Source organism: Butyrivibrio sp. NC3005 (assembly GCF_000424545.1).
Lineage (GTDB): Bacteria > Bacillota > Clostridia > Lachnospirales > Lachnospiraceae > Butyrivibrio.
This window is the reverse complement of sequence record NZ_KE384206.1, coordinates 60,936-87,056: the sequence shown is the minus strand read 5'-3', so window position 1 is coordinate 87,056 and position 26,121 is coordinate 60,936. Positions and strand designations below refer to the sequence as shown.

The window sequence follows — 26,121 nt, the reverse complement described above, 5'->3', positions numbered from 1 at the left end:
AAAGAATTAAGATTCAGAAATTTTTTCAAGTGCAACATAATATCCAGCATTTCGAAGTTTTCTTGCCTTTTGGAGTATTTCTTCGTAGTTGTCATCTGTAAAATAAAGAGTTTGATGTCCTTCTGCAAATGGAATATTAATCTTCTGGCTGTACAGAGCTTTCATAAGGTATTCTAAATCAACCATAAAACCTATAGCAGGCGCATCTTTCCCGAATTTGCTCAAAAGCGTATCATATCTTCCGCCAGTCGCAATAGCATCTCCAACGCCATAAGTATAAGCTCTAAACATTACTCCTGTGTAATAATTCAATGGAGAAAGCATGGATAAATCAAAAGAAATGTATTTTTCAACACCATATATTTTGAGCTTTTGATATAGACTTTTAAGGTGTGCAATAGCTGAGCTTGATCGTTTATTATTTACATTAATAAGTGCATTATCAAGTTCATTGGCCTTTGCAAAATCCGGAGAATTAAGCAAAATGTTAATATACTTATCTTCAACACCGGCATCAATAAGGATTTTTTCTGCAGCAAAGTAATTTTTGCCAGAAATAGCATCTCTTAATTCGATTTCAGTAGCTTCATCAATTTTAGCTTCTTCGCAAATTCCTCTGTAGTAATCAGCTTCGCCAATAGTTACCTGAAAATCTTTAAGCCCGGTTTCTTCAAGCGACTGTATCATCATGGCTATTATTTCAGCATCAGCATACACACTTCCATCACACATAAGTTCAGCTCCAAGTTGAGTATGCTCAGACATTTTTCCCTGGAGGCGATGATTATTAGTAAAAGTATTTCCACTATAGCAAATGCGCACAGAATCATCATTTTCCATGAAATATTTTGCTATACATCTTGCAACAGATGGAGTGAAATCAGGTCTTAGTACAATGGTACTTCCATCATTATCAAAAAATTTATACAAATCTTTTGAGTTTTCCTGGCTGATTTCTTTTGCAAAAACTTCAAAGAATTCAAATGTAGGCGTTGTAATATTTGAATATCCAAACCTTTTCATTATTTCTTTGATTCGATGTTTTACAGTGCTTCTATCACTACATTCTCTGCCATAAATGTCACGAACACCATCAGGTGTATGAACCAGTTCCCTATTCATTTTCTTAGTAGCTAAATTCATTGTAAAGTCTCCTTATATGGTGAGCTTGGTTAATTATATGACTTCTTGCTGAGATTTAGGATAATCATCAGCAAGAATCCTGCTTCGCAGGACAAAATTTCTCTTAACGACAAATTTTGGTCTGGTACGGTTATTGATTTTCTAGATGAAAACAATAACCTATAAATTACTCAAAAGGGCATATTAAAAAATCAACAACGCTTCATTACGTTAATGTGTTATTTATCTAATGTAATAAACTATTAAGAGTATATCTGATAAAAGCAATCTTGTCAAAGACTTTTAATACATTTTTTAATTTCTTTCTTCTAAATCAAGTTGAAGAGCCTCAAGGTACGGAACAAGGCCGTCATGTTTATGCCTTATGAAATATTTGTCATCAAGTTCTTCGTGACGAAAACTCTTTCTTCCGCCTTCTTTCATTCTTTCCCAAAATACTTTCAAATATCTGAAAGGTAGATAATATAGTTCATCTCTACTAGTATAATAAATTAGAAAAAAAGCTACTCCATCCTGCTTTTCAAATTCTTCCATGAATTTAACCTGATGTGGATGTATATTTTGTAATGAAAAGGTATCAACAGCACACTCTTTTGCATCAAAGCATACAGGAATTCCCTGAACAGCGCCAATGTAATCAACCGTACTTTTTTGATCAAAATATGCAAGTGTTATATGTCTTGTTTCTTTATCAATATTAATCGGTGTAATAGGTGTTGGTATTTTCTGCATGAGACAAAGCCCATCTAAAAGATATTTTTCATTTGTCCTGTTTACCATATCTTCTAATACCGAACCTCTAAGTCCTCTGGAATTCCACGTTGCCATATTTTTTCTTTCCTTGTGTCATTTTTTACATTTCATTTATAACTTGGTTCATTTTTGTTGGTAGCACTGAAACAAATTCTCGTTCGCTTAAATCTTCAAAGCCTTCTGGCATTTTTGGAAAAACAACTCTATAGCAGTGAAGCATCTGAGATTTAATGCCATATGTTGAACGGAAATACGTATTTATATCTTCAATTCCATATTTATAATCTCCTATAAGCGGATGTCCTATACTCGATAAATGCGCCCTTATTTGGTGTGTTTTTCCAGTTATAAGTTCTACTTCAAGATATGTTATGTTCTTTTTTTCATTTTGTTTTATCGGATAATAGGCTGTTACTATCTTTGAAGAATCATCGTTTTCTTCTTCAGAAACACTGACTGTATTAGTTTTTTCGTCCTTATGTAAAAAGCCATTAATTCTCGCTTTATCGGTAATAATGCCGCTTACAACCGTTCTATAATATTTCTCAAGTGTTCGCTCTTTTAATAGTTTTGCCATAAGCTGTGCTCCAGGAAGTGTTATAGCTATTATAACAATGCCTGATGTGTTTCTATCTAATCTGTTGCAGATAGATGGCTTGAATGTTGTAAGACTTTTTGCATCTATCTTATTTGTAGCAAGAAGATAGCCAATTCCCCATTCATTCAGCGATATGTCAGAAGGTTCTGCCTTTTGAGTTAATACACCTTCTGGCTTATTAACAAGCAAAATGTGGTGGTTTTCAAAGACTATAGATATATTTTTTAGCTTTCTGTATGCTTTTTCATAAGTTGCAGTGGATATACCTTTTCCGCTTTCAATTGCCTTAATATTTTCATTTGCAAATTTTAAAAATGTATCGTCTGAAAAATAAATCTTAACTACATCGCCTTTTTCAAGTTTTTCTTTACCATCAGCTTTTTTGTCATTTAATACTATATTTTTTTTTCTAAGCATTTTATAAATAAAGCCGGAAGATGCTTTTGACAAATACTGCGATAGAAATTTATCAAATCTCTTTCCGGCTTCATTTTCCTGTATTCTGATTTCTCTCATTAGACTAGCTTTTTCTCCTCATATTTAGTTAATGCTTACCTGCATTATGTAGGTAAGCATTAACATTACTACTAAACTTATTGGCTCGAGCTTATAAAGAAGCCGACATCAAAACTCCCATAGGAGTTTGAATTGTTCCTGGTTTCCAGTTTGCTTCTATTTCTTTTGGATTTATTTTATGGTCTTCTCTTAGCTTTTCAAGTTGCTTTAATCTCTCGCAAAAATCATCAAGCTTCGTGAAAATCTTGATTGTGTAATCATTATGTTTGTTTTGATTCAATAAAAGTTCTATGTGCTTTTCACAGTCAGAAATATCCATATCATCATCTTGTGTAAAGCCGATTACATTTTTCTCAAGTACGGTTAATGCTGCCACGTGAAAAGTAGCCCTTTCAGAAGTCATTTCAAGCTCATAATTAACTAGAAGACTTCCCTTACACTTCTCTATTCGTTCAAAAGCATCTTCACTTATTTTTTTTCCTCTGAAATACATAATAAAGTTAACAACACTCCATCCAGTCGGAAGACAGCCAAGTGCAGCAACAATAGATAACCCGTTCTGATTTGTTTTAAAACGAATCAGTCCTATTAGAAACAGTCCGACCACAATTCCTATACAAATAAGAGAACGAATAAAAGTAAATCTTTTGTTATATTCAATATAACCTTTGTGACCTTTTGTGATTTTTTTCATTATTTTCCTAACACTATTCTAATTATTTTTGAGACTTTCGATTTCTTCTAATGTAAGTCTTCTATATTCTCCAAAGTCAAGATTACTATCTAGAATAACTGCTCCCATTCTAACTCTTTTTAAGTATTCAACTTTGTTTCCTACAGCTTCTAACATTCTTTTTACTTGATGAAAACGTCCTTCATGGAGCGTTAAATAGATTACACTTCTTCCCTTTTCGTCTTTTTCTCCTAGACGGCATTTTGCAGGGAGTGTTATATCTTTTTCTCCACTTTTTTTGATGTCCCCAATATCAACACCTTCTTCAAGTTTTTTGATATCACTTGAAGAAATCTCATGTTCTAAGTGAACTTCATATTCCTTATCAACATGTTTTGTCGGAGATAAAAGGCTATGGATGAGTCCACCATCATCAGTCAGTATCAAAAGTCCTTCAGTGTCTTTGTCAAGACGTCCAACTGGAGAAAGCCCTTTAACATTTTCATTTTTTAATAGATTTAAAACGGTAATGCTTTTCCCGTCTTTTGTTGCGGATACAACATCAGCAGGTTTATTAAGCATGTAATAACGGAACTTTTCATAAACAAGTATTTGTCCCATAAATACTACTTCATCATTCTCTTCATCAATGTGCATATCTGGTTTTTTGGCAACAATTCCGTTAACCTTAACAACTCCGTTTTTAACATAGTCTTTAATTTCTTTTCTTGTGCCTATACCTTGGTCACCAAGAAACTTATCTAATCTTTTCATTAAAAATCCTTTTTTATTTCATTATTACCGGTAAGCTATCTGCAGTAAGGTCATACTGGTTGTATGCTCTTATGGTTAGTATCTTAGAATTATTTGGATTAGGAATAACCACAGTATCTGTTTCAAGAGCTCTGTTCCAACCAACGACAGATGACCAGGTAATTCCACCATCTAAACTATATTTGTAATATATAATCATTGTATCAGGGTCTTTTACAGAAATATTTGCGGTAATGTTTTTTGCAGATTTATTCCTAACAGCAGAATTAATCTTGCAGACAGTAGGATTTGTTAAATCTTCTCCCTTAGGAAATTTTGGAGGTACTACATTGTTTTTTGGATAATTTCCATAGTTTACTTTTAATAAACTGCTTGAAAGACCAAAATATTTTGCGACTGCTGTAGCGTCAGCCTTTCCAAGAATAGTATATGGATCTTTTGATGATTTAAGCCAGTTTAAATCCGCGCCCTGATCCAGATAACAATGCTCGATTATTACGCATGGAATATTAAAAAGTCTGGAATTATTAATTATTCCATAATAATCACCATTTGTACCGAGTTTAGTCTTAACACCTCTTGGATAAATTCCAAGATTTAAAAGCTCGTTTTCCTCGATTTCACCAAATGAGTAACCTTTTTGATAAAAAGAACCAAAGCCAGAGGTCCATACTTCGGAACCACAAAGATCGTGACCTGTAGAAGCATTAAAATGAATTGAATAAACGAAATCAGCATTAACACTTGCTGCATATGCGGCTCTGTTTTTGAGTGATATTTCTGTGTCAGTTGTTCTTGTCATATAGATATTGACACCTTCATATTTTGAAAGTTCTTCTTTCATGGCATTTGCAACTTTAAGAGTAATTTCTTTTTCACTCAGACCATTATATTGAGCACCAAGATTTCTTCCACCTGTTCCACCGTGTCCCGGGTCAATACAGATGTTAACTACTCTTGAAGCTTCAACTTTGCTTTCTGAACTTTTCATAGAAAACAAACTAGAAGAAACTAAAAATGCAACTAAAGCCACGCTGACTTTTTTCTTAAGTGATTTCTTATTCATATTACCCTTCCTGTTCTTGTTATTTAATACTGTCCTTGATATTATTTTTTAGTTTAAAAAGCAGCGCCGGATCTAATGAACCAATCGCTGCTTTTGTAATAGGTAGTTTTTCTCAGGTTAATCCTTCTGCTACTTCCATAGTAGGAATAGTTCCTGTCTGAGAAGAGTCAGAATAATCAGCTTCTGTAGACTTATCAGGTGAGGATTCTTCCTGAGGTGGAACCAGTTCAGATCTATTGGAACGAACCATTTCTGCATACGCAGAAAGATCTGTGAGCATACCTTCATAATGCTTATTTGTAGTATCAATAGAATTTTGCAATATACGTTCAACTTCAGCTAACAATCCATCTGTATACTGTACAGCAGAAGCCTTCATTGTATTGGCTTCCATTGTAGCTCTGTTTAGAAGATCCTGAGCTTGAGTTGCAGCAGCGCTTACTACTTGATTGGCCTGCTCATAAGCTTGCTTCATAATAACATTTTCGTCAATTAGTTCATTAGTCTGCTTTTTTGCATCCTCGATGAGCTGTTCAGCTTTTGTCTTAGCATCATTTAAAATTGCCTCTTTATTGGAAACAATTTTCTGATAACGCTTTATTTCATCAGGAGTTTTAGCTCGAAGTGTTCGAAGAAGCTCCTGAATTTCCTCTTTATTTACTCTGATGTCAGTATTGGAAAAAGCAACAAATTTGCAATTCTCAATATAGGCATCAATTTCGTCTATCATTTGTTCGATTTTGCTGCTCATAGGCGGACTCCCCTTTTAGTTTTTTGGACAAATTACCTTTCATCAGGAAAATTAAATTCTTTCCTCAAGTGCTATTCTAACATTATCAGTAACCATTGATGAAACATCACCATGGTAACTTGCAATTTCTTTAACAGTCGAACTGCTAAGGTATGAATACCTTAAATTAGTTGTTAGAAACACTGTATCAACGTTATTGTGTGAAAGTTCACGATTGGTTTGAGCAATTTGCAATTCATATTCAAAGTCTGTTATAGCTCTAAGCCCCCTCAGGACAATATGAATATTTTTTTGCCTGCAATAGTCAATCATCAAACCATCGAAAGAATCTACTTCAATATTACCTAAATCCCTAGTAATATCTTCTATCATTTTAACACGTTCGTCTACTGAAAACAATGAACTCTTAGAAGAGTTATTCATTACAGTGACAATAACTTTGTCAAACATAATAGATGCTCTTTTTATAACGTCCAAATGACCTAATGTTATCGGGTCAAAAGAACCCGGATATACAGCAACTTTCATAAAATACAATGCCTCTTATATTACTTTATTTTTTTTAAAAATACATGTTTGTTACTCTTGTATAGCTTTTCTCTTGTTATATTGAACCCTAAGGCTTCTACAAAAGAAAAATCCTCATCAAGAATTGCTTCACATATAATTGTTGTATATTCCGTGATATACGGAAGCTGACTTAATGTCTGCAGAGTATATTCATACAGACCTTCTTTGTATGGTGGATCAATATAAACAAGGTCAACTTCTTTTTCATGGATGCTTCGAAGTCCCATTGTTACATCTTTCTTGATAACAGTAGCCATATCCTCAAAATGTGTTTTATGAAGATTTTGAAGAATGCATGCATTGGGTTCTTTTCCATTGTCTATAAAGTAAGCATGCTTTGCTCCTCGGGAAAGTGCTTCGATTCCAATTCCGCCACTTCCAGCAAATGTATCAATGAAAACAGAACCTGGTACTTCCATTTGAATCATATTAAAGAGTGTTTCTTTGATTCTATCTTGTGTAGGTCTTGTCTCCTGCCCTGAAGGAGTGACAAGTGGCATACTACGAGCTTCACCAGCTATTACTCTCATATTAATTATCCTAGCCTTTCTTGGGTTTTACACCCTTGGTTGCACGACCTGCAATTTTCAAATCTGAAAGTGCAACATTTTTATCATTTACTTTAACGACTTTTTCTTCCTCCGCATGCAAGAGCCATACATTTTCAATAAAATCTCCCTTGCCAAGATTCATGCCTTTGGCACCTGCAGCAGTTTTTTTCTGGGTTGGAATCTCTTCAATAGGGAATCTGAGGTAATAGCCATTTTTGGTAGACAAAACTACGCTCTCTTCTCCATCAATTATTCCCACATATTTTACCCTATCATCATCAGAAAGTTTTGTTGCAGCAACACTCTTTCTTGTAACATCAAATTCACCACCGTCAACAATCTTTATCATAGACAAATCTGTAACAAACAATACTCTGTATAGATTTAGGCTTGATTGTGGCATTACACAAATAATCTCTTCTTTTGTTGTATCAAAATTAGATATATTGTCAATAGGCACACCTTTATCGCGCATTTTTCCCTGCGGCATATCCGAAGCTTTAATAGTATGAAGCTGACCAACATTCGTAAACACACATACTTTTCCTGTGTTTTTCATAATAAAGCTGTATTTAAAATCCTGCTTTATTGTTTCAAAGTTCTTTTCGTAAGTATTAGAATCTATAGTTTTAACATAACCAAACTTATCCATAAGAAAAGCAACATCTATCTCTTCTTCAGGTTTTTCTTCATACACAGCTTCGGCATAATTACCAATTTCCGTTTTTCTTGCGCTCTTATATTGCTTGCGAATATTTCTAAGTTCTTCCTGTATTACCATTGACATTGATAATCTGTCTTCAAGAATATCTTCGTATCTGTATATATTGGCAACAGTTTCTTCATGCTCTTTTACAAGGGCATCAAGTTCAAGTCCTATAAGTTTATACAAACGCATTTCTAGAATTGCGTCTGCCTGCCTAGGAGTAAATTTCAGCTGAGAAGCCATTACTTTTGATTCTCTGGATTTGAAATTTATTCCCTCGGTTGTTCCATTTACAAGACATTCCTTTGCTTGTGCTCTATCATGAGAACCCCTTAAGATTTCAATTACAAGGTCGATTACATTGCATGCCTTTATAAGGCCTTCTTGTATTTCTTTCTTCTCGCGTTCTTTTGCTAAAAGTGTAGTGTATTTTCTTGTTGTTGTCTCAAACTGGAAATCAATATTAGCCTGCAATATTTCCTTTAATCCCATAGTTTCCGGGCGGCCATTATATATTGCCAGCATATTAACACCAAATGTATCTTCTAACTTTGTCTTTTTGTATAAAAGATTTGTGAAATTTTCTACATCAGTGTTTTTACGCAGTTCGATTACAATACGAACTCCTTCCTTGGAAGACTGGTTTGAAATATCAATAATATCATTTGAAACCTTCTTTTCAGCAAGGGAAGCAACATCCTGACAAAACTTGGAAATTCCACTACCTATCATTGTATAAGGAATTTCAGTAATAATTAGATTAATATGACCGTTCTTGGTCTTTTCTGTTTCTACTTTTCCTCTTAATCGAATTTTTCCTTCGCCTTTTTCGTAAATGCTTTCAAGGTCGGTTTGGTTAATTACAATTCCACCAGTTGGAAAATCAGGACCTTTTACAAAACGCATCAGCTGTTTTGTGGTCATTTCAGGATTTTGCATAAGCGAAATTTCTGCATCAATAACCTCTGCAAGATTATGTGGTGGAGTATTTGTGGCCATACCAACAGCTATACCTTCAGATCCATTTATTAAGAAATTTGGAATTTTAACAGGCAATACAGAAGGTTCTTTTTCGGTCTCGTCAAAGTTAGGAACAAAATCTACAATATCTTTATCAAGATCAGAGAGGAAATTTTCTTGGGTGATTTTTGCCAGCCTTGCTTCTGTGTAACGCATAGCTGCGGCGCCATCACCCTCAATTGTTCCAAAGTTACCATGTCCGTCAACAAGCGGAACACCTTTTTTGAATGTCTGTGCCATTACAACAAGACAATCGTAAATAGAGCTATCACCATGGGGATGATATTTACCCATGGTATCACCTACGATACGCGCACTTTTTCTGTAAGGGCGGTCATATCGGATGCCAAGCTCATACATATCATATAAAGTTCGTCTTTGAACCGGTTTCAAACCATCTCTGATATCCGGCAAAGCTCTAGATACAATTACACTCATAGCGTAGTCAATATATGACTTCTGCATAATTTCGGAGTATTCACTTCGAATAATACGATCTTCCATTATAGACGATCCTTTCAGGTTTTTAACAATATTTCATTAGCTGTCAATTTCAGCATCATTTGCGTGATCGTGGATAAAATCACGTCTTGGAGCAACATCTGTTCCCATAAGAAGTGATGTCATTTGTGAAGCTGCTTTTGCATCATCAATTTCTACAACACGCATCATGCGTCGTTCCGGATCAAGTGTGGTTTCCCATAACTGACTAGGATCCATTTCACCAAGACCCTTGTATCTTTGAAGAGTAAAACTTCCTGTATGAGTTTTACGATACTTTTCAAGTGCTTTATCATCATAAAGATATTCTTCCTTTCCGCGGGAAGGCATAACTTTATAAAGAGGTGGCATAGCAATATAAACATGTCCCTCAGAAATAAGCTCAGGCATAAATCTGTAGAACAAAGTCAATAGAAGCGTAGCAATATGCGCACCATCGACGTCGGCATCTGCCATTATGACAATTTTGTCATATCTTAATTTGGATATATCAAAATCATTTCCATAACCTTCAGAGAAACCACATCCAAAAGCATTAATCATGGTTTTAATTTCTGCATTTGCTAAAACTTTATCGATACTTGCTTTTTCAACATTAAGAATCTTACCTCTAATAGGGAGAATAGCCTGATACTCTCTATTTCTTGCCATTTTAGCAGAACCACCGGCAGAATCACCCTCTACAATAAAAATCTCGCATTTTTTTGCATCCTTACTGATACAGTTAGCAAGTTTACCATTGCTGTCAAAAGAGTATTTCTGTTTTGTTAGAAGATTTGTTTTGGTTTTCTCTTCGGTTTTTCTAATCTTTGCTGCTTTTTCTGCACAGCTGATAACAGCCTTTAAAGATTCAAGGTTTCTATCAAAATATCTTGTTAGTTCATCACTAGCCACTTTCGATACAGCTTTGCCAGCATCCTGATTATCAAGCTTTGTTTTAGTCTGACCTTCAAATCGAGGATCTGGATGTTTTATAGAAATAACAGCAGTCATTCCGTTACGTACATCAGCACCTGTATAATTCTGATCTTTATCCTTGAGATTACCGAGTTCTCTAGCATAATTATTTATTATTGTTGTGAAAACTGTTTTGAATCCGGTAATGTGCGTACCGCCTTCGGCATTGTAAATATTATTACAAAAACCTAAAACATCTTCATGGAAATCATTTACATACTGAAATGCAACCTCTACGGACACATTGTCACTTTCTCCTTTAAAGTAGACAACATCCTGCATCGTCTCGGAATTTTTGTTCATTTCCTTAACAAATCCAATGATTCCCTCAGGTTCCTGAAATTCAAGATGTTCTTCTGTTCCTTCTCTCTTATCATCATAAATGATACGAAGATTTGGATTTAAATATGCTGTTTCATGAAGTCTGTTCTTAATATCATCTTCCTTGAAACGCGTTTTATCAAAAATGGTATCATCTGGAAGAAATGATATTGTTGTTCCATGCTGATTAGTCTTACCAACTTCCGGGAGTAGTCCGTCTACAAGTTGTGTTGTAGGTTTTCCTCTTTCGTAAGAATCTTCATAGATAAATCCGTTTTCTTTAATACGAACTTTCATCCAGGTTGAAAGTGCATTAACAACGGAAGAACCTACTCCATGTAGTCCGCCGGAGGTTTTATAAGCAGCATTGTCAAATTTTCCTCCAGCATGAAGCGTTGTAAGAACAACTCTTTCAGCAGTTATGCCCTTTGCATGCATTCCAACTGGAATACCTCTTCCATTATCTTCAATTGTAGCTGAACCATCTGCCTCTAAGGTAACATGAATCTGGCTGCAGTATCCTGCAAGATGTTCATCGACAGAGTTATCAACAATTTCATAAATAAGATGGTTTAATCCACGTGTTGATGTACTTCCGATGTACATACCTGGTCTCTTACGAACAGCTTCGAGTCCCTCTAATACTGTAATGCTCGACGCATTATATTCGTTTTGATTCGACATTAAAAAAGAATCCTCCCTCGTTTGGCAAATTATTTCAAAATTTTGGTGATAGTTACAGCTAAAGCACCTGGTCCGATATGGCATGAAACAGATAATGACAATGGATCCATGTTTACTTCAAAGCCTGGAAAAGCATCCTCAATAACAGATTTCCACTGATTAGCTTTTTCAATATCATCAGTATAAGCAGCATCGATTTTTACGTTTTCAGGGTCAAGACCTCCAAAACGATTTTCCGCATCTTCTTTAATAGCAGCAAGCATAAGTTTTTCGCCCTGAGAAGATGTTCTTGCCTTAGCAAAAGCATCAAGCTTTTCACCCTGAATCTGAAGAACTGGTTTTAATCGAAGCAGTGTTCCAAGCGCAGCAGCTGCAGGAGTTATTCTGCCACCTTTTTTCAGGTAATGAAGGGTATCTAACATAATATATATACTAGAATTGAATTTATCTTTTTCAAGAATATCCTTTATTTCAGCAGCATTCTTTCCTTCTTTTGCAAGTCTTAGAGCATCAAAAACAGAGTTTTTCATTGTTACAGAAATTCTCTGATTATCAACTACCTGAACTTTTCCATCATAATCCTGAGCAAAAATCATAGCACTCTGACAAGAACTTGAAAGGCCACTGCTCATCGGAATGTAAACGATTTCGTCATATTCTTTTAATGAAGCTTCCCATACCTTCATCAATGTGTCGGGAGAAGGCTGAGAAGTTGAAATCTCGTCATTATCATTTTTTAACTTACTATAAAATTCTTCCTGAGTAAGATTTATGTCTTCTTCGTAATCTACTCCATTAATTCGAAATGGCATTGGAATAACGGTAATTCCCATTTCCTTTGCCTGTGACTGGGTAATGCCACTGTTAGAATCTGTGATAACTGCAACCTTTGCCATATTTATATCCTACTTTCTGTTAAGTGTTTTTGTGATTTTTTTGTAAAAAACTTAAATTACATACTCTCAATATATTACAACGTAACGTTTTCGTTGGCAACTGTAACAGCTTGCAACAAAGCAGTATTCTGTGGTAATTCAAGAGTAGGGTCTTCTGACAATATTCTGTCAGCATCAATACTTGCCATTTGTACTAGTTTAGAATCAGCATATATATCCGCCAATTTGAAATATAAATCCCCGCTTTGAGCAATTCCAAATAAATCTCCAGGTCCCCGTTGTTTTAAATCTTCATTAGCAATATAGAACCCATCATTAGACTGACCTAATACTTTTAGTCTATTTTCAGCTTCCTTGCTTTTTGAAGTATTAATAAAAATGCAGTAACTTTGATCTTTTCCTCTTCCAACACGTCCTCTAAGCTGGTGAAGCTGAGCAAGACCAAATCGCTGTGCATTTTCTATCATCATTACTGTTGCATTTGGAACATTAATTCCAACTTCAATAACGGTTGTTGATACTAGAATATCTATTTGTTTCAAAGAAAAAGCTTCCATTAGTTTGTCTTTTTCAGATGGCTTCATTTTTCCATTAAGCATTTCGATTCTTACACCAGGAAGAGCTTCTCGGAGTTTCGTGGTGTAATCAGTTACATTTTCAACATCATTCATTTCGCCCTCTTCAATCATTGGACAAATCACATATGCCTGATGACCTTCTTTTATTTGCTTATTTATAAATTTATAAGCAGCAGGTCTGTAACTTTCATCTACAACAGAATTTTTTATAGGAAGTCTTCCTTTAGGCATTTCATCTACGATAGAAACATGTAAATCTCCATATAATACAATTGCAAGAGTCCTTGGAATAGGAGTTGCACTCATCGCAAGAATATGGGCTCTATTACCTTTTTTGGCAAGCTTTTCTCTTTGTCTTACACCAAAACGGTGTTGTTCATCAGTAATTACAAGAGAAAGATTTTTATATTTAACAGGTTCTTGAATAAGAGCATTTGTACCAATACAAACATTTACTGTTCCATCAGCTATTTTTGCACGATTTTCTTTTTTTTGTTTTGCTGTAAGACTTCCTACCATAAGAACAGGCTTTATAGGTAGAGAATATTTTTTTGAAAGTTCAAGTAAATCTTCATAATGCTGCCTTGCAAGAACTTCAGTTGGAGCCATCAAAGCTCCCTGATATCCGTTTTCGACAGCCATAAGCAAAGAAAGAAATGCAAGAATAGTCTTACCACATCCAACATCCCCTTGCACCAGCCGGTTCATTACATGTTCGCTTTTTAAGTCTTTTTTTATCTCTTCCCAAACTTTTTTTTGAGCATTGGTCAGTTCAAAAGGTAGTTTTTGTAAGAAATCATCAGTCTGCGAATGCTTTGTAAAAATTGATTTACTTTGAAGTTCTTCATCTGTTAGTTTTAAAAGTCGAAGCCTTATAATAAAAAACAAAAATTCATCGTATGCAAGACGTTTTCTTGCTCTTTCATAGCAATCCTGATTTTTTGGAAAATGTATACTTCTTACTGCATCGCGATAATTCATAAAATTATGCTCGAAAATAAGATAAGAAGGAACCGTTTCCTTCAAATAAATGCTACTTTCAAGTGCTGATGTAACAGCCTTTACAACAGTATTGTTACTAAGTCCTTTGACAAGAGAATAACGCGGTTGCATAGTTCCCTGCATAGCAAGATACTCTGAAACTTCATATATTTTGGGCTGTTCTAACACTGTCATAGAGCCCTTTTTCTTTAACAACCCACGAAATATATAAAAATGTCCACTTTTTAATGAGCTTCTAAGATAAGGCGTATTAAAAAATGTCACTTTAAGCCTACCTGTATTATCTGCAATATCAAAAGTTATAATTGATAGATTTCTAACTTTTTTAACACTGATGTTAGTAACGATTTGGCATCTAAGTGCAAGTGTATTTCCTGCAACAGCATTTTCAACTTTTATTACCGGCTCGAAGATATCGTAATTTCTTGGATAAAAATGCAATAGGTCATTAATTCTTGTAACGCCAACTTTATCAAAAAGCTTTGCTGTTTTTTCGCCAATACCTTTAATACTTTCTATATTTTCTAATAAAGCTTCTTCATTCATACACTTTTCCTTCGCCAAACAACTAATTAGCGGAGCCTGACATAATAGTCAGTCTCCGCTAAACAATCTCACACAGTAATATAGATGTATCAAACATACTGCTGAGCTAAAAGATTTTTCATTCGCTGAAGAACAAGTTCAACTTGTCCGGATTTGCAGCGTTCCAAAAACTTACCATTGTCAAAATAATCTTCTCGTAGCATCATTGTCATCAAAGCGCAACACAAATCATAATTTGCATGTGGCAGACGCTTTAATTCTACATCAGCCTCTACTGGTCCTGTGGTCATATAATCGGCATAATTATACTTTAAATCACCCATATTCCCCAGAACATTGTAGTAGTCAACTGTGCGATCTGATCCTTCAATTGCTCTCAGAATCTTAATCTTTTCCACATTTTTCATCTGCTTTATCCTCTTATGAATCTAATGATAGATGGTGTTCCTTCACCATCATTAAGACTCGCATCCTCCCTTGACGCGTTGCCAACCAAGGAATATCATAGCATATTAAAAAATGTTTTTCTCTTGGCAGAATTTACAAATAAAATAATGCAAATTTTCGAAAATGATTATTCGTTAATTAAAAATCAATTTCAGACTGCCTCTCCTGCGCTTTCTTCAAAATCGTCATTATTTTCTATTGACGTATTTTCACTAATGCTATCTAAAACATTAGTATCGGCAGGTATACTTAAAGCTTTACTAACTTTTACGCCAAGGCTCTCATTATATCCCATTTTTTTGGCTATTTCTCTGATTGCCTTGACTGTATTACTTATTTCAGATTTATCTTTGCAGAGTGCAATTGGAACTCCGTTTTCATAAACAGTGGAATAGCCTTTTGCAATTAATTCATTCATGAATTTCTGCTTGGATATTTCATTAGATATAGTTCCCATAGTTCCTCTTTTTTATTCAGCACTTACGATATAGTAGTATACAGGCTGTCCACCAAACTGCAATTCAACATCACAGTCAGGATGAGCTGCTGCAACACGTTCTCTAAGCTTCTCTGCTGTTTCTTCATCGACATCTGCACCATAATAAATGCTGATAAGTTCGATTTCTTCATTCACAAAGCTTTCAAGCATGTCAAAAGTAACATCTTCCATTTCTCTGCCAACAGCAAGAATTCCGCTATCGCCAATTCCCATGTAGTCACCTTCATGAATCTGCTTATCATCAATAACAGTATCTCTTACTGCATAGGTAACTTCACCAGTATGTACACCGCTTATAGCATCAAGAATTGTTTCCTCATTCTCTTTGGCAGAAGCATCAGGAAGGAAATTAATAGCAGCTGTAATACCCTGAGGAACTGTCTTTGTAGGAATTACAATTACTTCTTTATCCTCAGAAATGTCTCTTGCCTGATTTGCTGCCATAATAATATTTTTATTATTAGGAAGTACAAATACAGTTTTAGCATTTACATGTTCAATAGCTGTAAGAATATCATCTGTGCTCGGGTTCATTGTCTGTCCGCCAGAAATAACTTCATCTACGCCAAGTCCCTTGAAAAGCTCAGCAAGTCCGTCACCGGCACAAACTGCAACAAAACCAAAGTCTTTAGCTTCTTTTTGAGATTCTGCAACACTATTGTCCTTCATAGAACCATAAGCTTCACCCTTGTCATCGTCCCACTTTGCAGCGCCATTAAGAACTGCATCGACATGTTTTCCAGATAAACTGATATTTCCTTCTGGATATTCATATTCAGCCTTCTGAGGAACTGTTCTTTCTGCCATTCCGGAAATTTCCTGATCGATTTCATCAACTTTTCCGTCTTTGTTCATGTGGAAGAGCTTCTCGCGATGCTCCATGCGCATATTATCAACCTTCATATTGGAAAGCTGACCAAGAAGAAGTGCCTTCTGAATTGCAAGACCTGGATCATTTGTATGAACGTGAATCTTACAAATCTCATCATCCGCAACCATAACAATACTATCGCCGATATCACCAAGGAATTTTCTGAAATCCTGTTCCTGAACAGCCTTAAGTGGATTTTTTAACAAAATAACAAATTCTGTACAATAACCAAACTTTATTTCTGTTGGAGCAGATTTGGAAACCATTGTCTTGGGAGCTACATTCTCTTCAGATGAAGTAGAAACTGCACTTAAATCAATCTCTTTTCCAAGAAGACCATCGAATGCGCCTTTCATAACCTGAACAAGACCTTCTCCACCTGAATCTACCACTCCAGCTTGTTTAAGAACCGGAAGCATATCAGGAGTTTTATCAAGCACTTCATCAGCATAACGAATTACTTCTTCACAAAATTTCTCGAGATCAGTTTCGCCACCTGAAGCAATTTCTCTTGCTTTGTCAGCGGCGCCCTTGGCTACAGTAAGAATTGTTCCTTCTTTTGGCTTCATTACAGCCTTATAAGCTGTTTCAACCGCTTTATCAAAAGCATCTGCCATAACAGCAACATCAACTGTTTCATGTTCTTTAATAACCTTTGTAAAGCCTCGAAGAAGCTGAGAAAGGATAACACCAGAGTTACCTCTTGCACCTCTTAAAGAACCTGAAGAAATCCCCTTACAAACAGCAACCATATCATTTTGATCACATGCCTGAACTTCTTTTGCTGCAGACATAATTGTCATTGTCATGTTAGTGCCTGTATCACCGTCTGGTACCGGAAATACATTTAACTGGTTAATCCAATCTTTTTTTGCCTCCAGATTCTGAGCTCCAGCTAAAAACATCTTAGCTATCAATCTGGAATCTATGGAATTGATACTCAAAAGTCTATCCTGCTACTACAAACATATACATCTGTATACGCTAGATGGAATTTTTTCCATCCAAATAGCTTTTCCTTTCATAAATTTTAAATGGATTCTGATTAATTTAACTGATTAAAACAGCTGACTTAGTCGATAACACGAACACCTTCAACGAAAATGTTAATCTTTTCGATTTCTAGACCGGTGAACTCTTCAACTTTGTATTTCACATTATCAATCAAATTATCAGCGACTGCAGAAATGCTTACGCCATAAGAAACAATCACATGAAAATTTAAAATAAGTTTTCCAGTAGATGTAATTTCAACATTAATTCCCTTAGTCATATTATCGCTGCGAAGTAAGCTTACTAAGCCATCACGCAGACTAACATTTGCCATTCCGACAATACCGAAGCATTCCATTGCAACTGCACCAGCATATTGCGCAATAACCTCTGCGTCAATAGAGATATTGCCCATATGTGTATTCATAGATGAAGCCTTCATTGATTGTCCTCCTCAATTATTCTTTGTCATATATAAACGTATTATGTGTCTTTTGACAACGCATATAATCGTATTATAATTTATTTGTTCAAAAAAATAAAGAGTATGTTTGTGGTACTTATGTTAAATTGCAACAAAAAAGAGCGTTTCCATCACTCGGAAAAACGCTCTTAATGTTTCATTTCCCAAAAACAGATCAAGCTCTCTCAACAGCGTTAGATCTCATGCAGCTAGTGCATACGTTCATTCTACGTGTAGAACCATTAATCTTAACAGCGACACGCTTAACGTTTGCATTCCATGCTCTGTTTGATCTTCTATGAGAATGGCTTACGTTGTTACCGAAATGAACGCCCTTGCCACAAACTTCGCACTTTGCCATTTTGACACCTCCTTATAAGCCATGTGAAATCTGATAATCTACATAACAATATTTTTATATAATTGCATGCATATTCATGCCGCAACAGTGATACTATATCAAAGAATTTTCTTTTTGGCAAGTAGTTTCTAGCTATTTTTATGAAAAATTTAATTGCTAATTTCAGGTTACTTTAACTGTTTAAAAGTTGTAAAACAAGTTGCTTTGATTGATTGGCCTGCGCAAGCATTGACTGACCTGTTTGGGCAAGAATATTGTGCTGACTGAAATGTACCATTTCTTTTGCCATGTCAGCATCTCTTATTAGTGATTCAGCTGAAGTTGTGTTTTCTACAACATTATCAAGATTCTTAATAATATGTTCGAGCCTATTCTGAAATGCACCGTAATATGAGCGCACATTTGAAACTTTCTCTATAGCATTTTTTATTTTATCTATAGCTGCGCTTGCTTCATCTCTTGTCAGAACCCTAACATAGGAACGTGCTGGATTAGATACTGATATATCCATATTATCCAGATATTCAAAAGGCGAAACAGATGAACTTCCTCCAAGCAGTACATCTGCAGACATTTTAAATCTTCTCATCTGAATGTAATCAGGTGATTCGGATCCAACATGTATGCAAATTCCATTTGCCTGTCCGCCGCCCATTGTAGCTGGCCCAATATTTGTAGCATTGTATCCGTTTTTTATACTATAAAACTCTGGAACAATTACATAATTGTCGTAACTTCCGCCTGCTCCAAAAAGACTTGACGGTTCTGTACTTAGCGATCCAAGAACAGAGCCTGCTCCATTAGTTCCTCGTGTTCTTAGTAAATCTCTTATAAAATCAAATCTTTCGGTATTAACAGATGTATCACCGCTGAAAAAACTACCAGCAAAATCGCTCTCATTTGAATAAGATCCAACTTTTGACGCAATTGCTTCTCCTAGCGATGACTGATTTGTTTGGATTCCTTCTGCAGGAGTGGAATTACTCTTATTAGCTATATAAGTTAGAATTTCATCCAATCCATTACCTATACTAGTGTTAGACAAATTGTTTCCGCCTGCCTTATATCCAAGATACATGGAAGCCAAATATCCTGCGCCATAATCTCTATAGCTTCCATTTGCCAGATATGAAGCAATTTCTGCATCAGTGGAATTCTCATTTAAATGATAAGTAACCCATCCATCATCACCACTTGAAGTCTGTGCCATTCCTTCAACAAACCATGAAGGAAAATTATTCATCATACCTCCAGTTACCATATCATACATAATAAGATGAGTCATTTCATGCGCAACTGTAGTTGCAAGCTGACCAGAATTATAATTATTGATATTAAAATCAGACATATCTACAGCCATCTGATACTCTATTGCTGCACCATCTGCCGACTCTCCTACACGCATTTTTGCAACTGCAAGTGTTTGACCCTGTCCATCAACATTTGTTAGATTCAGACCAATTTTGACTCCCTGTGTTGCTGCAACCGAAAAAAGGCTATCATACCTGGTCGCAAGTTTACTCATAACATCTTTGGCAACACCTGTTACATATTCAGCTATAGTCTGCCTATCACCGGTATACCCTGTAGCTTCTCCTTCTACTGTTTCACTGACACTGTCGACTTTATTGCCTTGTCTTGTAATGTAGTTAAATTCAACAGTTATATTGTATGCTGAAAGAATTGCATCAACCCTTGAGAAATTGGGCGCTTCACCAGTTTCCGGGAAACATTCTATTTCATTAAATCTTGCCTGAGAAGTCGAATGATTGATTTCTTCACATAGAGCATCCATTTCTTCCTGGATATAGCTTCTATCATTGTCAGTTAAAGTATCATTAGCAGCTTTTACTGCAAGTTCATTCATTCTTTGTAGCATATCATGAACTTCATTTAATGCTCCTTCTGAAATTTTAACAAACGAAATACCATCATTAGCGTTTGAACTTGCCTGAGTAAGTCCACGAATTTGCCTTCTCATTTTTTCGGAAATTGCCAACCCGGCAGCGTCGTCAGCTGCTTTATTAATTCTATAGCCAGAAGATAGTTTTTCAGCGCACTGAGCCTGATTTCCAGTAGTTATTTTCAATTGCCTTTGAGAATTTATGGCAGACATATTATGTTGAACTACATTACTCATATCTTATCCTCAATCAACATTTTTCTATATAAGCTTATTCTTAAATCATAGCAATAAATAATAAAACATATTATTCATTCAGTTTATCGACATATAACTTTATCTTCTTGACATTTCCTTTAGAAAATCATAGTAGTTGAGTTTTTGAAAAAATATACTGATTACAAAAAGCCATAAAAAAACATAATAAAAGAGCAATGCTTTTTATTTGCACTACTCTTTTATTATGTTTAACTCAATTCGCTATATTTTATCAAATATATTTACTTTATTATATGGAATGATTTCTGAATAATATTGACAATTAAATGTGTTTATCCCACGTACGAGCCTGAAAGCTTTGAATATTCAATATTAATCATCTGCATAAGCTGAGAGTCTCCGCTTTCGTTGTCCGGATGAAAAATTTTCATAAGGTCACGATAACGTTTCTTCAAAGCATCTTCGGTATCAGCTCCTTTGAAGAAAAAATCTATAGCATCTGCAGCTTGTTCATCCATATATCTCTGATCTTCTGCAAGAAAGCTTCTTTCAAGCTCAAGCTGTTTCTTATCTTGGTTGAGCTTGTCAAAACCTTCTTTTAAGATTTTCATTTTTTGGTCAAAAAATAATCTGTCTTTTCTTAACTGCTCCTGCTTGCGCTCAAATTCTGTAGCAATTTCATCCATCTGACTGCGAAAGTTCCTACGCTCTTCTTCTAATTTTGCAAGCTGTTCATCAAGCAAAGACTCTTTTTCCTGCAATCTGCAGTTTTCAGAAAACAAAAACTGTCTGATTTCGTTGAGCTGCTGGTAATCACCTGCTTCAATTAGAATTTCTATTCCCTTATTTGTGTACATATTAATTTTTTGATCCATATTAGGCTCCATCCCTTTATAACTTTTTCCTATTAACAACATTACATAAAACTATTTTATTCTTCATCTTCTGGAAAAGCTGCATCTACAACTTCACTGTCATCAGGCATATCAGCTTTTCCTGCAGTAAAACGATCCACAACATCCGGGACTAAATCTAAAATCTTGGTTACTGCGTCCTGGTTCTTGATATTTACAAGTTTTGTGTGGCCATCCTTTATTACAAGTACTGCAGTAGGTGACATCTTAGCACCAAATCCGCCACCACCATTTGTCTTTCTATCATCGTTTTTAGAGCCGGCACCGACACCAAATGATACATCAACAAGAGGAAGAATAATTGTATCTCCTACAACGGTAGGCTCTCCCACAACTGTTTTGGTTGAAAGAAGGTTTCCCATACCATCAAGCAGAGAGTTTACAACCTCTCCAAAATTATTATCACTCATAAAGTCCTCCCACCTTATTTCTTACGTCCATGCATGATTATGTCAAATCTATGCAAAACCTTTCGTATGTTTTTATCAAAATAAATCTTACAAGCGCTGATTAAAATAAAAAAGATTGTCAATTTACCTTTTATTTTTATATCGGCACGAATTACTACATCATTAAAATCCGGTTCTAAAGTAATGCTATATCTTGAAAATGAATTCAAAATATACAATGCGGATAATAAATTTGCAGTATCTGCCGGATCTCCGGTACCAAACAATAAATCAGCATCGAATTTCCGTGGTAAAAGACAACGCGCAATAAAAAATATTTCTTTAGTAGCCCTAGTGTAAGCCTTATCAAAAGTCTTACTTTCAAGGACATTATAAATCGCCTTTATTTTATCACAAACACTCGATATTGTATAGATAAGCTTTTTTATAGAATTTGTCTTTCCGTCAAAAAAATCCTTAAATTTGGATATTTTATCTGTCAAACGCATTATTTTTTCTTTAATCTTTGCAATAAATGCAAAAAAGCCCCTATCCTGTCTAGGCTTATCTTCATCATTGTAAAACGTGTCTTCTTCTTGTGCTTTATTATTTGAAAAATCAGACTTTTCTTCTTTGGAATTAGAATAAACTTCTGATGATTCTTTTTCTTTATTAATGCCTTCAAAAGATGTGGTTTCTTCCTTTTCTCCGTAAGAATTTGAATCCAATGTTTTTTCTTTGTTTTCCTGGTCTTCGCTACTATTGCTGTAATCATTATCAACAAAATCGTCAAAATCATTGTTGACAATTTCATGATTTTCTTGGCTATCCAAATTTTCTTTAGCTTTTCTGGTAATGTTATTGGCCTTTTTTCCATTGTGTTCACCCTCTAAAGCAACTTTGCTTTTTTCTTTTTTCGGCAAGATTCTAAAAAAAAGAACCTTTAACGTAAAGTCTTTTTTATCCGGGTATGCTACCTCTCCCCTTATAAAGTGAAGAAACCAGTTAAATCGAAAAACTGCACAGATACCATCTAAAAAATCAATTTCTTTGTTAGAAAACCTTTTTTCAGGCACATAAAGACTTGCTTCATATCTTATTGGAACAAACAAAACTAATATGATAAGAAGTAAAAAAACAGCAAGAAGAATCAGTAAAATTATGCCGATTGTTTTTAGTATTGCAAGTATTATTCCTAGCATCATCCCTCCCTAGCTGTTTTAACAGCACTTGAAGCACTTTGTAAATAACCAAGAAGCTGCCCGGGCATGTTACATTCAGATGCTTCATCACTGATTTTTACTATTATATCCAAAGCTTCTCGATATCCTTTTGCAATTCCATAAACATAAACCGGATTGTGCTTGTAATACTTTTGCTTAAGTATTAAACTATGACAAATCTCAAGCTGATCCACGTTATTAGAAGCTTTGCAGATAACGTAGATTAATAGCTGAGGTTTGCCCAAAGCAAGCTTTAATTTGACTAGTCTTGGATGGGTAATAGATTCACCAATATACATTTTTTTGTCAAAAACACAATAATGTCGTATATTCATTTTTTTCTCCCATCTTTTTTATTCGTTTTTTATCGTATTGACTTTGAAATATTCATCGAAAATACGCTTTGCAACAGGAACTGCCATATGTCCTCCACTTCCCGCATTTTCCATAATAACAGTTACACAAATTTGAGGATCGTTTGCAGGAGCAAAACCTGTAAACCATGCATGAGAATTTCTTGTTTTATCTTCAAATTCTGCAGAACCGGTTTTTCCAACAGCTTCATATTCAGCATTTTTTAAAGATGATGCAGTTCCTTTTGTGACAACAGCTCTCATCATTTGTGTTAATATTTCAGCTTCATTTTCACTCATAATTCTGCCAATTTCTGAACTTTCAAACTTTTTTACAACGTTTCCATCAGAAGAAACCACCCTATCAATCTGGTAAGGCTTTTTTAAGATACCATCATTGGCAATTGCCATTGTTATCATATTCATGTGTAACGGCGATACCGAAGTTGCGCCCTGTCCTATTGATAATTGCATAATAGCATGCGTTGACAAGGATGTAGATGCAGTTGCCCTGCTTTTTGCAGTAGCAAAATCCACAGGTAGTGGAGCATTGAACAGCATGCTATCAAGAGTTTTTGCAAAATCTGTCTGATTAAGCATAAGTCCAATATTAGAATAAGACGAGTTACACGAAACTGCAAAAGACTTTGTAAAATCTTCTTTTCCATGAACCTGTCCATGATAACATTTAATAGTATTACCATCCTTGGTGATTGATCCATGACACATATAAGAATAACCCATAAAATTAGTTGGATTTTCGCGAATGTATTCTAGACTTGTTAAAATCTTAAAAGTTGATCCCGGAGGATACAACCCCTGTGTTGCTCTATTCAAAAGAGGAGCATTTTCTTTATCTTTAGACAATGTATTCCAATCATCAGCAATAGTATTTGGATCAAAATCAGGTTTGCTGACCATTGCCAAAATTTCTCCTGTCTTCGGATTAGAAATAATAACGGCTCCATTATATTGTCCGAGTGAGTAATATGCAAGTCTTTGAAGGCTGGAATTAAGCGTTACATAGACGTTATCACCTGGAAATTTCTTCTTGGCATTTGAATATGCTGCTTTGGTTGAAAGATCTGAATTACAGTTTATTAAATAGTAATTAACCTGATTTTCAATTCCTGCTCCTCCAAGCTTGGAATATCCTACAACATGTGCAAACTCGTTTTTGTATGGATAAACACGGTTTTCATTTCCATTATCATCTATTTGTGTAATAGCAAGCTCTACTCCATCACTTGATATAATACTTCCTCTTGAATTTTCTTTCTTTAGCTGAGAAGCTCTTGTATTATATTTGTTTTCTACGAAAGTCTGAGCATTAGAATAACTGTAAATACCAATGTAACTTAGCATCGATATAATCAGTAGTGAGAAAAAAATACCAAGAAAAACAAGCGCTTTATTATTTGAATGTTTTCTTTTTTTTCGGGAATTCTCATGCTCAAATGCTTCATACATTTCATCATTCAACATAGTAATCTTCCTGTCTTTGTTTATTCCTTAATTGCTGATTCTGACGCTGCTTTTTCAGTTGCCTTTTTTCAAATTTTTCCATAGCTTCATAGAATTCATCTGCTCTTATGAGACAAGCAGCTTCAAATACTCCCATCATCAGTGACGTCGACACAAGTGATGAACCTCCATAACTTACAAGAGGAAGAGTTACACCTGTAAGTGGAATAAATTTTGTGCCTCCTCCGACAGTTAAGAAAGTTTGAAAAATAAAACTTACAGCAATTCCTCCGCATAAAAGTTTGCTGAAATTATCACGAAGTCTGGATGCTTCCAACAAAATCATAAGAAACATTCCAAGCATTACAAGAATTAGAGCAATTGCATAAATCATTCCAAGTTCCTGACAAATTGCTGAAAAAATAAAGTCATCTTCTACATATGGTATTGTTTTGGGATTACCATGATATAGACCAAGTCCCCACAATCCACCTGAACTGATTGCAAACAAAGATTGTGCAATCTGATATCCTGATGAATCAATTTTAGACCATGGATCAAGCCATGCATGAACACGTAATCGTACATGTGCAAACATTACATAACCTATGACAGAACCTATTACTGCCAGCATAAATCCTGTTAACAGATATGAAGGTTTTCTTGTAGACAAAAACACCATGCAAAGACATATTACAAATAAAATCGCAGATGTACCTAAATCCTTACTAATCATAAGTATGGCAATATATATCATTGTAATTGCAAAACTTAGAGTAGTTTCTGTAAGCCCGTTTGACTGATACATTGTGCTTGCTATGAAAAAAATAAGCAAAATCTTTACGAACTCTGACGGCTGGAAAGTTACATGTGCAACAGTAATTGACAAATAAGATCCATTAGTAGCCTTACCCACTATAAGAACTACACTTAAAAAGAAAACTCCCAAAAGAGAATAAACCCATTTTAAATCCATTAGTACAGGAAAACGATATACAATTTCACATGCGGCCATCATAAGAGCTATTGCAATTGCAGAAAAAATAAGTTGTCTTATTGCTTTTTTCTCATCTATTCTAAGTAGAATAATCATCGAAGTCATCATTAGAAAGGCCATATGATTTATGATAAGTCTATTAGCATCAGGAAAAATAGCTTTAGTCAGCAGCATCATTGCAAGTAACACAATAGTCATAAAAACGGCATAAAAAAAATGACTTATTACTCCCGTTCTCATTACTATCTGTAAAAAACCAAGTATTTCTATTAAAGCAAGTATAATGGTTTGCAAAACATAAATAGGACTTCTCTTTTTTTCACTTCTGTAATTAAGTGCCACGAAGCCTAAAGTAGCAAATAAAATACTAAGTCCTGCCACTAGATACTTCGAAATTTCTAATATATAAAGCGTCATTT

25 protein-coding genes are annotated in these 26,121 nt (G+C 35.0%); all 25 read right to left on the bottom strand.

Features of this window, described 5'->3' with window-relative positions; genetic code table 11:
• Positions 1-6 precede the first annotated feature (6 nt).
• Positions 7-1,143, bottom strand: a complete 1,137-nt coding sequence (gene hisZ, locus G634_RS19600; protein WP_242826829.1) for an ATP phosphoribosyltransferase regulatory subunit — start codon at positions 1,141-1,143, stop codon at positions 7-9.
• Between the two features lie 294 nt (positions 1,144-1,437).
• A complete protein-coding gene (locus G634_RS0115255) occupies positions 1,438-1,971 on the bottom strand; it encodes a Holliday junction resolvase RecU (protein WP_026505984.1) in 534 nt (177 codons plus the stop codon).
• Positions 1,972-1,996: 25 nt separating this feature from the next.
• The gene (locus tag G634_RS0115250) at positions 1,997-3,010 is read right to left on the bottom strand and encodes an RluA family pseudouridine synthase (protein ID WP_026505983.1); all 1,014 of its coding nucleotides are present in this window, start codon (positions 3,008-3,010) and stop codon (positions 1,997-1,999) included.
• A gap of 91 nt (positions 3,011-3,101) precedes the next feature.
• A complete protein-coding gene (locus G634_RS0115245; protein WP_026505982.1) occupies positions 3,102-3,704 on the bottom strand; it encodes a hypothetical protein in 603 nt (200 codons plus the stop codon).
• 18 nt (positions 3,705-3,722) lie between these two features.
• On the bottom strand, positions 3,723-4,457 hold the full coding sequence (locus G634_RS0115240) for a pseudouridine synthase (RefSeq protein WP_026505981.1): 735 nt from the start codon (positions 4,455-4,457) through the stop codon (positions 3,723-3,725).
• A gap of 13 nt (positions 4,458-4,470) precedes the next feature.
• Positions 4,471-5,523, bottom strand: a complete 1,053-nt coding sequence (locus G634_RS20580; RefSeq protein WP_051234113.1) for an N-acetylmuramoyl-L-alanine amidase family protein — start codon at positions 5,521-5,523, stop codon at positions 4,471-4,473.
• 112 nt (positions 5,524-5,635) lie between these two features.
• Positions 5,636-6,274: a hypothetical protein gene (locus tag G634_RS0115230; RefSeq protein ID WP_026505980.1), complete on the bottom strand. Its 639-nt coding sequence runs from the start codon at positions 6,272-6,274 to the stop codon at positions 5,636-5,638.
• A gap of 51 nt (positions 6,275-6,325) precedes the next feature.
• Positions 6,326-6,802, bottom strand: coding sequence for a pantetheine-phosphate adenylyltransferase (coaD, locus tag G634_RS0115225; RefSeq protein ID WP_026505979.1), 477 nt, complete (start codon positions 6,800-6,802; stop codon positions 6,326-6,328).
• Between the two features lie 20 nt (positions 6,803-6,822).
• Positions 6,823-7,374, bottom strand: a complete 552-nt coding sequence (rsmD, locus tag G634_RS0115220; protein ID WP_026505978.1) for a 16S rRNA (guanine(966)-N(2))-methyltransferase RsmD — start codon at positions 7,372-7,374, stop codon at positions 6,823-6,825.
• Between the two features lie 10 nt (positions 7,375-7,384).
• Positions 7,385-9,625, bottom strand: coding sequence for a DNA gyrase/topoisomerase IV subunit A (locus tag G634_RS0115215; protein ID WP_026505977.1), 2,241 nt, complete (start codon positions 9,623-9,625; stop codon positions 7,385-7,387).
• A gap of 36 nt (positions 9,626-9,661) precedes the next feature.
• The gene (locus G634_RS0115210) at positions 9,662-11,584 is read right to left on the bottom strand and encodes a DNA gyrase/topoisomerase IV subunit B (protein ID WP_026505976.1); all 1,923 of its coding nucleotides are present in this window, start codon (positions 11,582-11,584) and stop codon (positions 9,662-9,664) included.
• Between the two features lie 29 nt (positions 11,585-11,613).
• Positions 11,614-12,480 (bottom strand): DegV family protein, encoded by an 867-nt coding sequence (locus G634_RS0115205; RefSeq protein ID WP_026505975.1) that lies wholly within the window; start codon positions 12,478-12,480, stop codon positions 11,614-11,616.
• Between the two features lie 74 nt (positions 12,481-12,554).
• Entirely contained in the window at positions 12,555-14,606 is a 2,052-nt protein-coding gene (recG, locus tag G634_RS0115200; RefSeq protein WP_026505974.1) for an ATP-dependent DNA helicase RecG, read from the bottom strand.
• Between the two features lie 89 nt (positions 14,607-14,695).
• Entirely contained in the window at positions 14,696-15,013 is a 318-nt protein-coding gene (locus G634_RS0115195) for a hypothetical protein (protein ID WP_026505973.1), read from the bottom strand.
• A gap of 191 nt (positions 15,014-15,204) precedes the next feature.
• Complete coding sequence (locus tag G634_RS0115190; RefSeq protein WP_026505972.1) at positions 15,205-15,510, bottom strand: hypothetical protein; 306 nt, start codon at positions 15,508-15,510, stop codon at positions 15,205-15,207.
• Positions 15,511-15,522: 12 nt separating this feature from the next.
• Positions 15,523-17,367, bottom strand: a complete 1,845-nt coding sequence (locus G634_RS0115185) for a DAK2 domain-containing protein (RefSeq protein WP_026505971.1) — start codon at positions 17,365-17,367, stop codon at positions 15,523-15,525.
• A gap of 128 nt (positions 17,368-17,495) precedes the next feature.
• Entirely contained in the window at positions 17,496-17,858 is a 363-nt protein-coding gene (locus tag G634_RS0115180; protein ID WP_026505970.1) for an Asp23/Gls24 family envelope stress response protein, read from the bottom strand.
• Between the two features lie 196 nt (positions 17,859-18,054).
• A complete protein-coding gene (gene rpmB / locus G634_RS0115175; RefSeq protein ID WP_026505969.1) occupies positions 18,055-18,240 on the bottom strand; it encodes a 50S ribosomal protein L28 in 186 nt (61 codons plus the stop codon).
• A gap of 172 nt (positions 18,241-18,412) precedes the next feature.
• Positions 18,413-20,380, bottom strand: coding sequence for a flagellin N-terminal helical domain-containing protein (locus G634_RS21690; RefSeq protein WP_026505968.1), 1,968 nt, complete (start codon positions 20,378-20,380; stop codon positions 18,413-18,415).
• Between the two features lie 314 nt (positions 20,381-20,694).
• Positions 20,695-21,237, bottom strand: a complete 543-nt coding sequence (locus G634_RS0115165; RefSeq protein WP_026505967.1) for a J domain-containing protein — start codon at positions 21,235-21,237, stop codon at positions 20,695-20,697.
• 56 nt (positions 21,238-21,293) lie between these two features.
• Entirely contained in the window at positions 21,294-21,686 is a 393-nt protein-coding gene (locus tag G634_RS0115160; protein WP_026505966.1) for a GerW family sporulation protein, read from the bottom strand.
• 14 nt (positions 21,687-21,700) lie between these two features.
• Positions 21,701-22,867, bottom strand: coding sequence for a hypothetical protein (locus G634_RS0115155; RefSeq protein WP_026505965.1), 1,167 nt, complete (start codon positions 22,865-22,867; stop codon positions 21,701-21,703).
• Positions 22,867-23,223, bottom strand: a complete 357-nt coding sequence (locus G634_RS19585) for a hypothetical protein (protein ID WP_155830609.1) — start codon at positions 23,221-23,223, stop codon at positions 22,867-22,869. Before G634_RS19585 ends, G634_RS0115155 begins: the two co-directional genes overlap by 1 nt.
• An 18-nt stretch (positions 23,224-23,241) precedes the next feature.
• Positions 23,242-24,726, bottom strand: coding sequence for a peptidoglycan D,D-transpeptidase FtsI family protein (locus G634_RS0115145; protein ID WP_242826828.1), 1,485 nt, complete (start codon positions 24,724-24,726; stop codon positions 23,242-23,244).
• On the bottom strand, positions 24,716-26,119 hold the full coding sequence (locus G634_RS0115140; RefSeq protein WP_026505963.1) for an FtsW/RodA/SpoVE family cell cycle protein: 1,404 nt from the start codon (positions 26,117-26,119) through the stop codon (positions 24,716-24,718). The genes G634_RS0115145 and G634_RS0115140 overlap by 11 nt, the downstream gene beginning before the upstream one ends.
• Between the last annotated feature and the right edge of the window lie 2 nt (positions 26,120-26,121).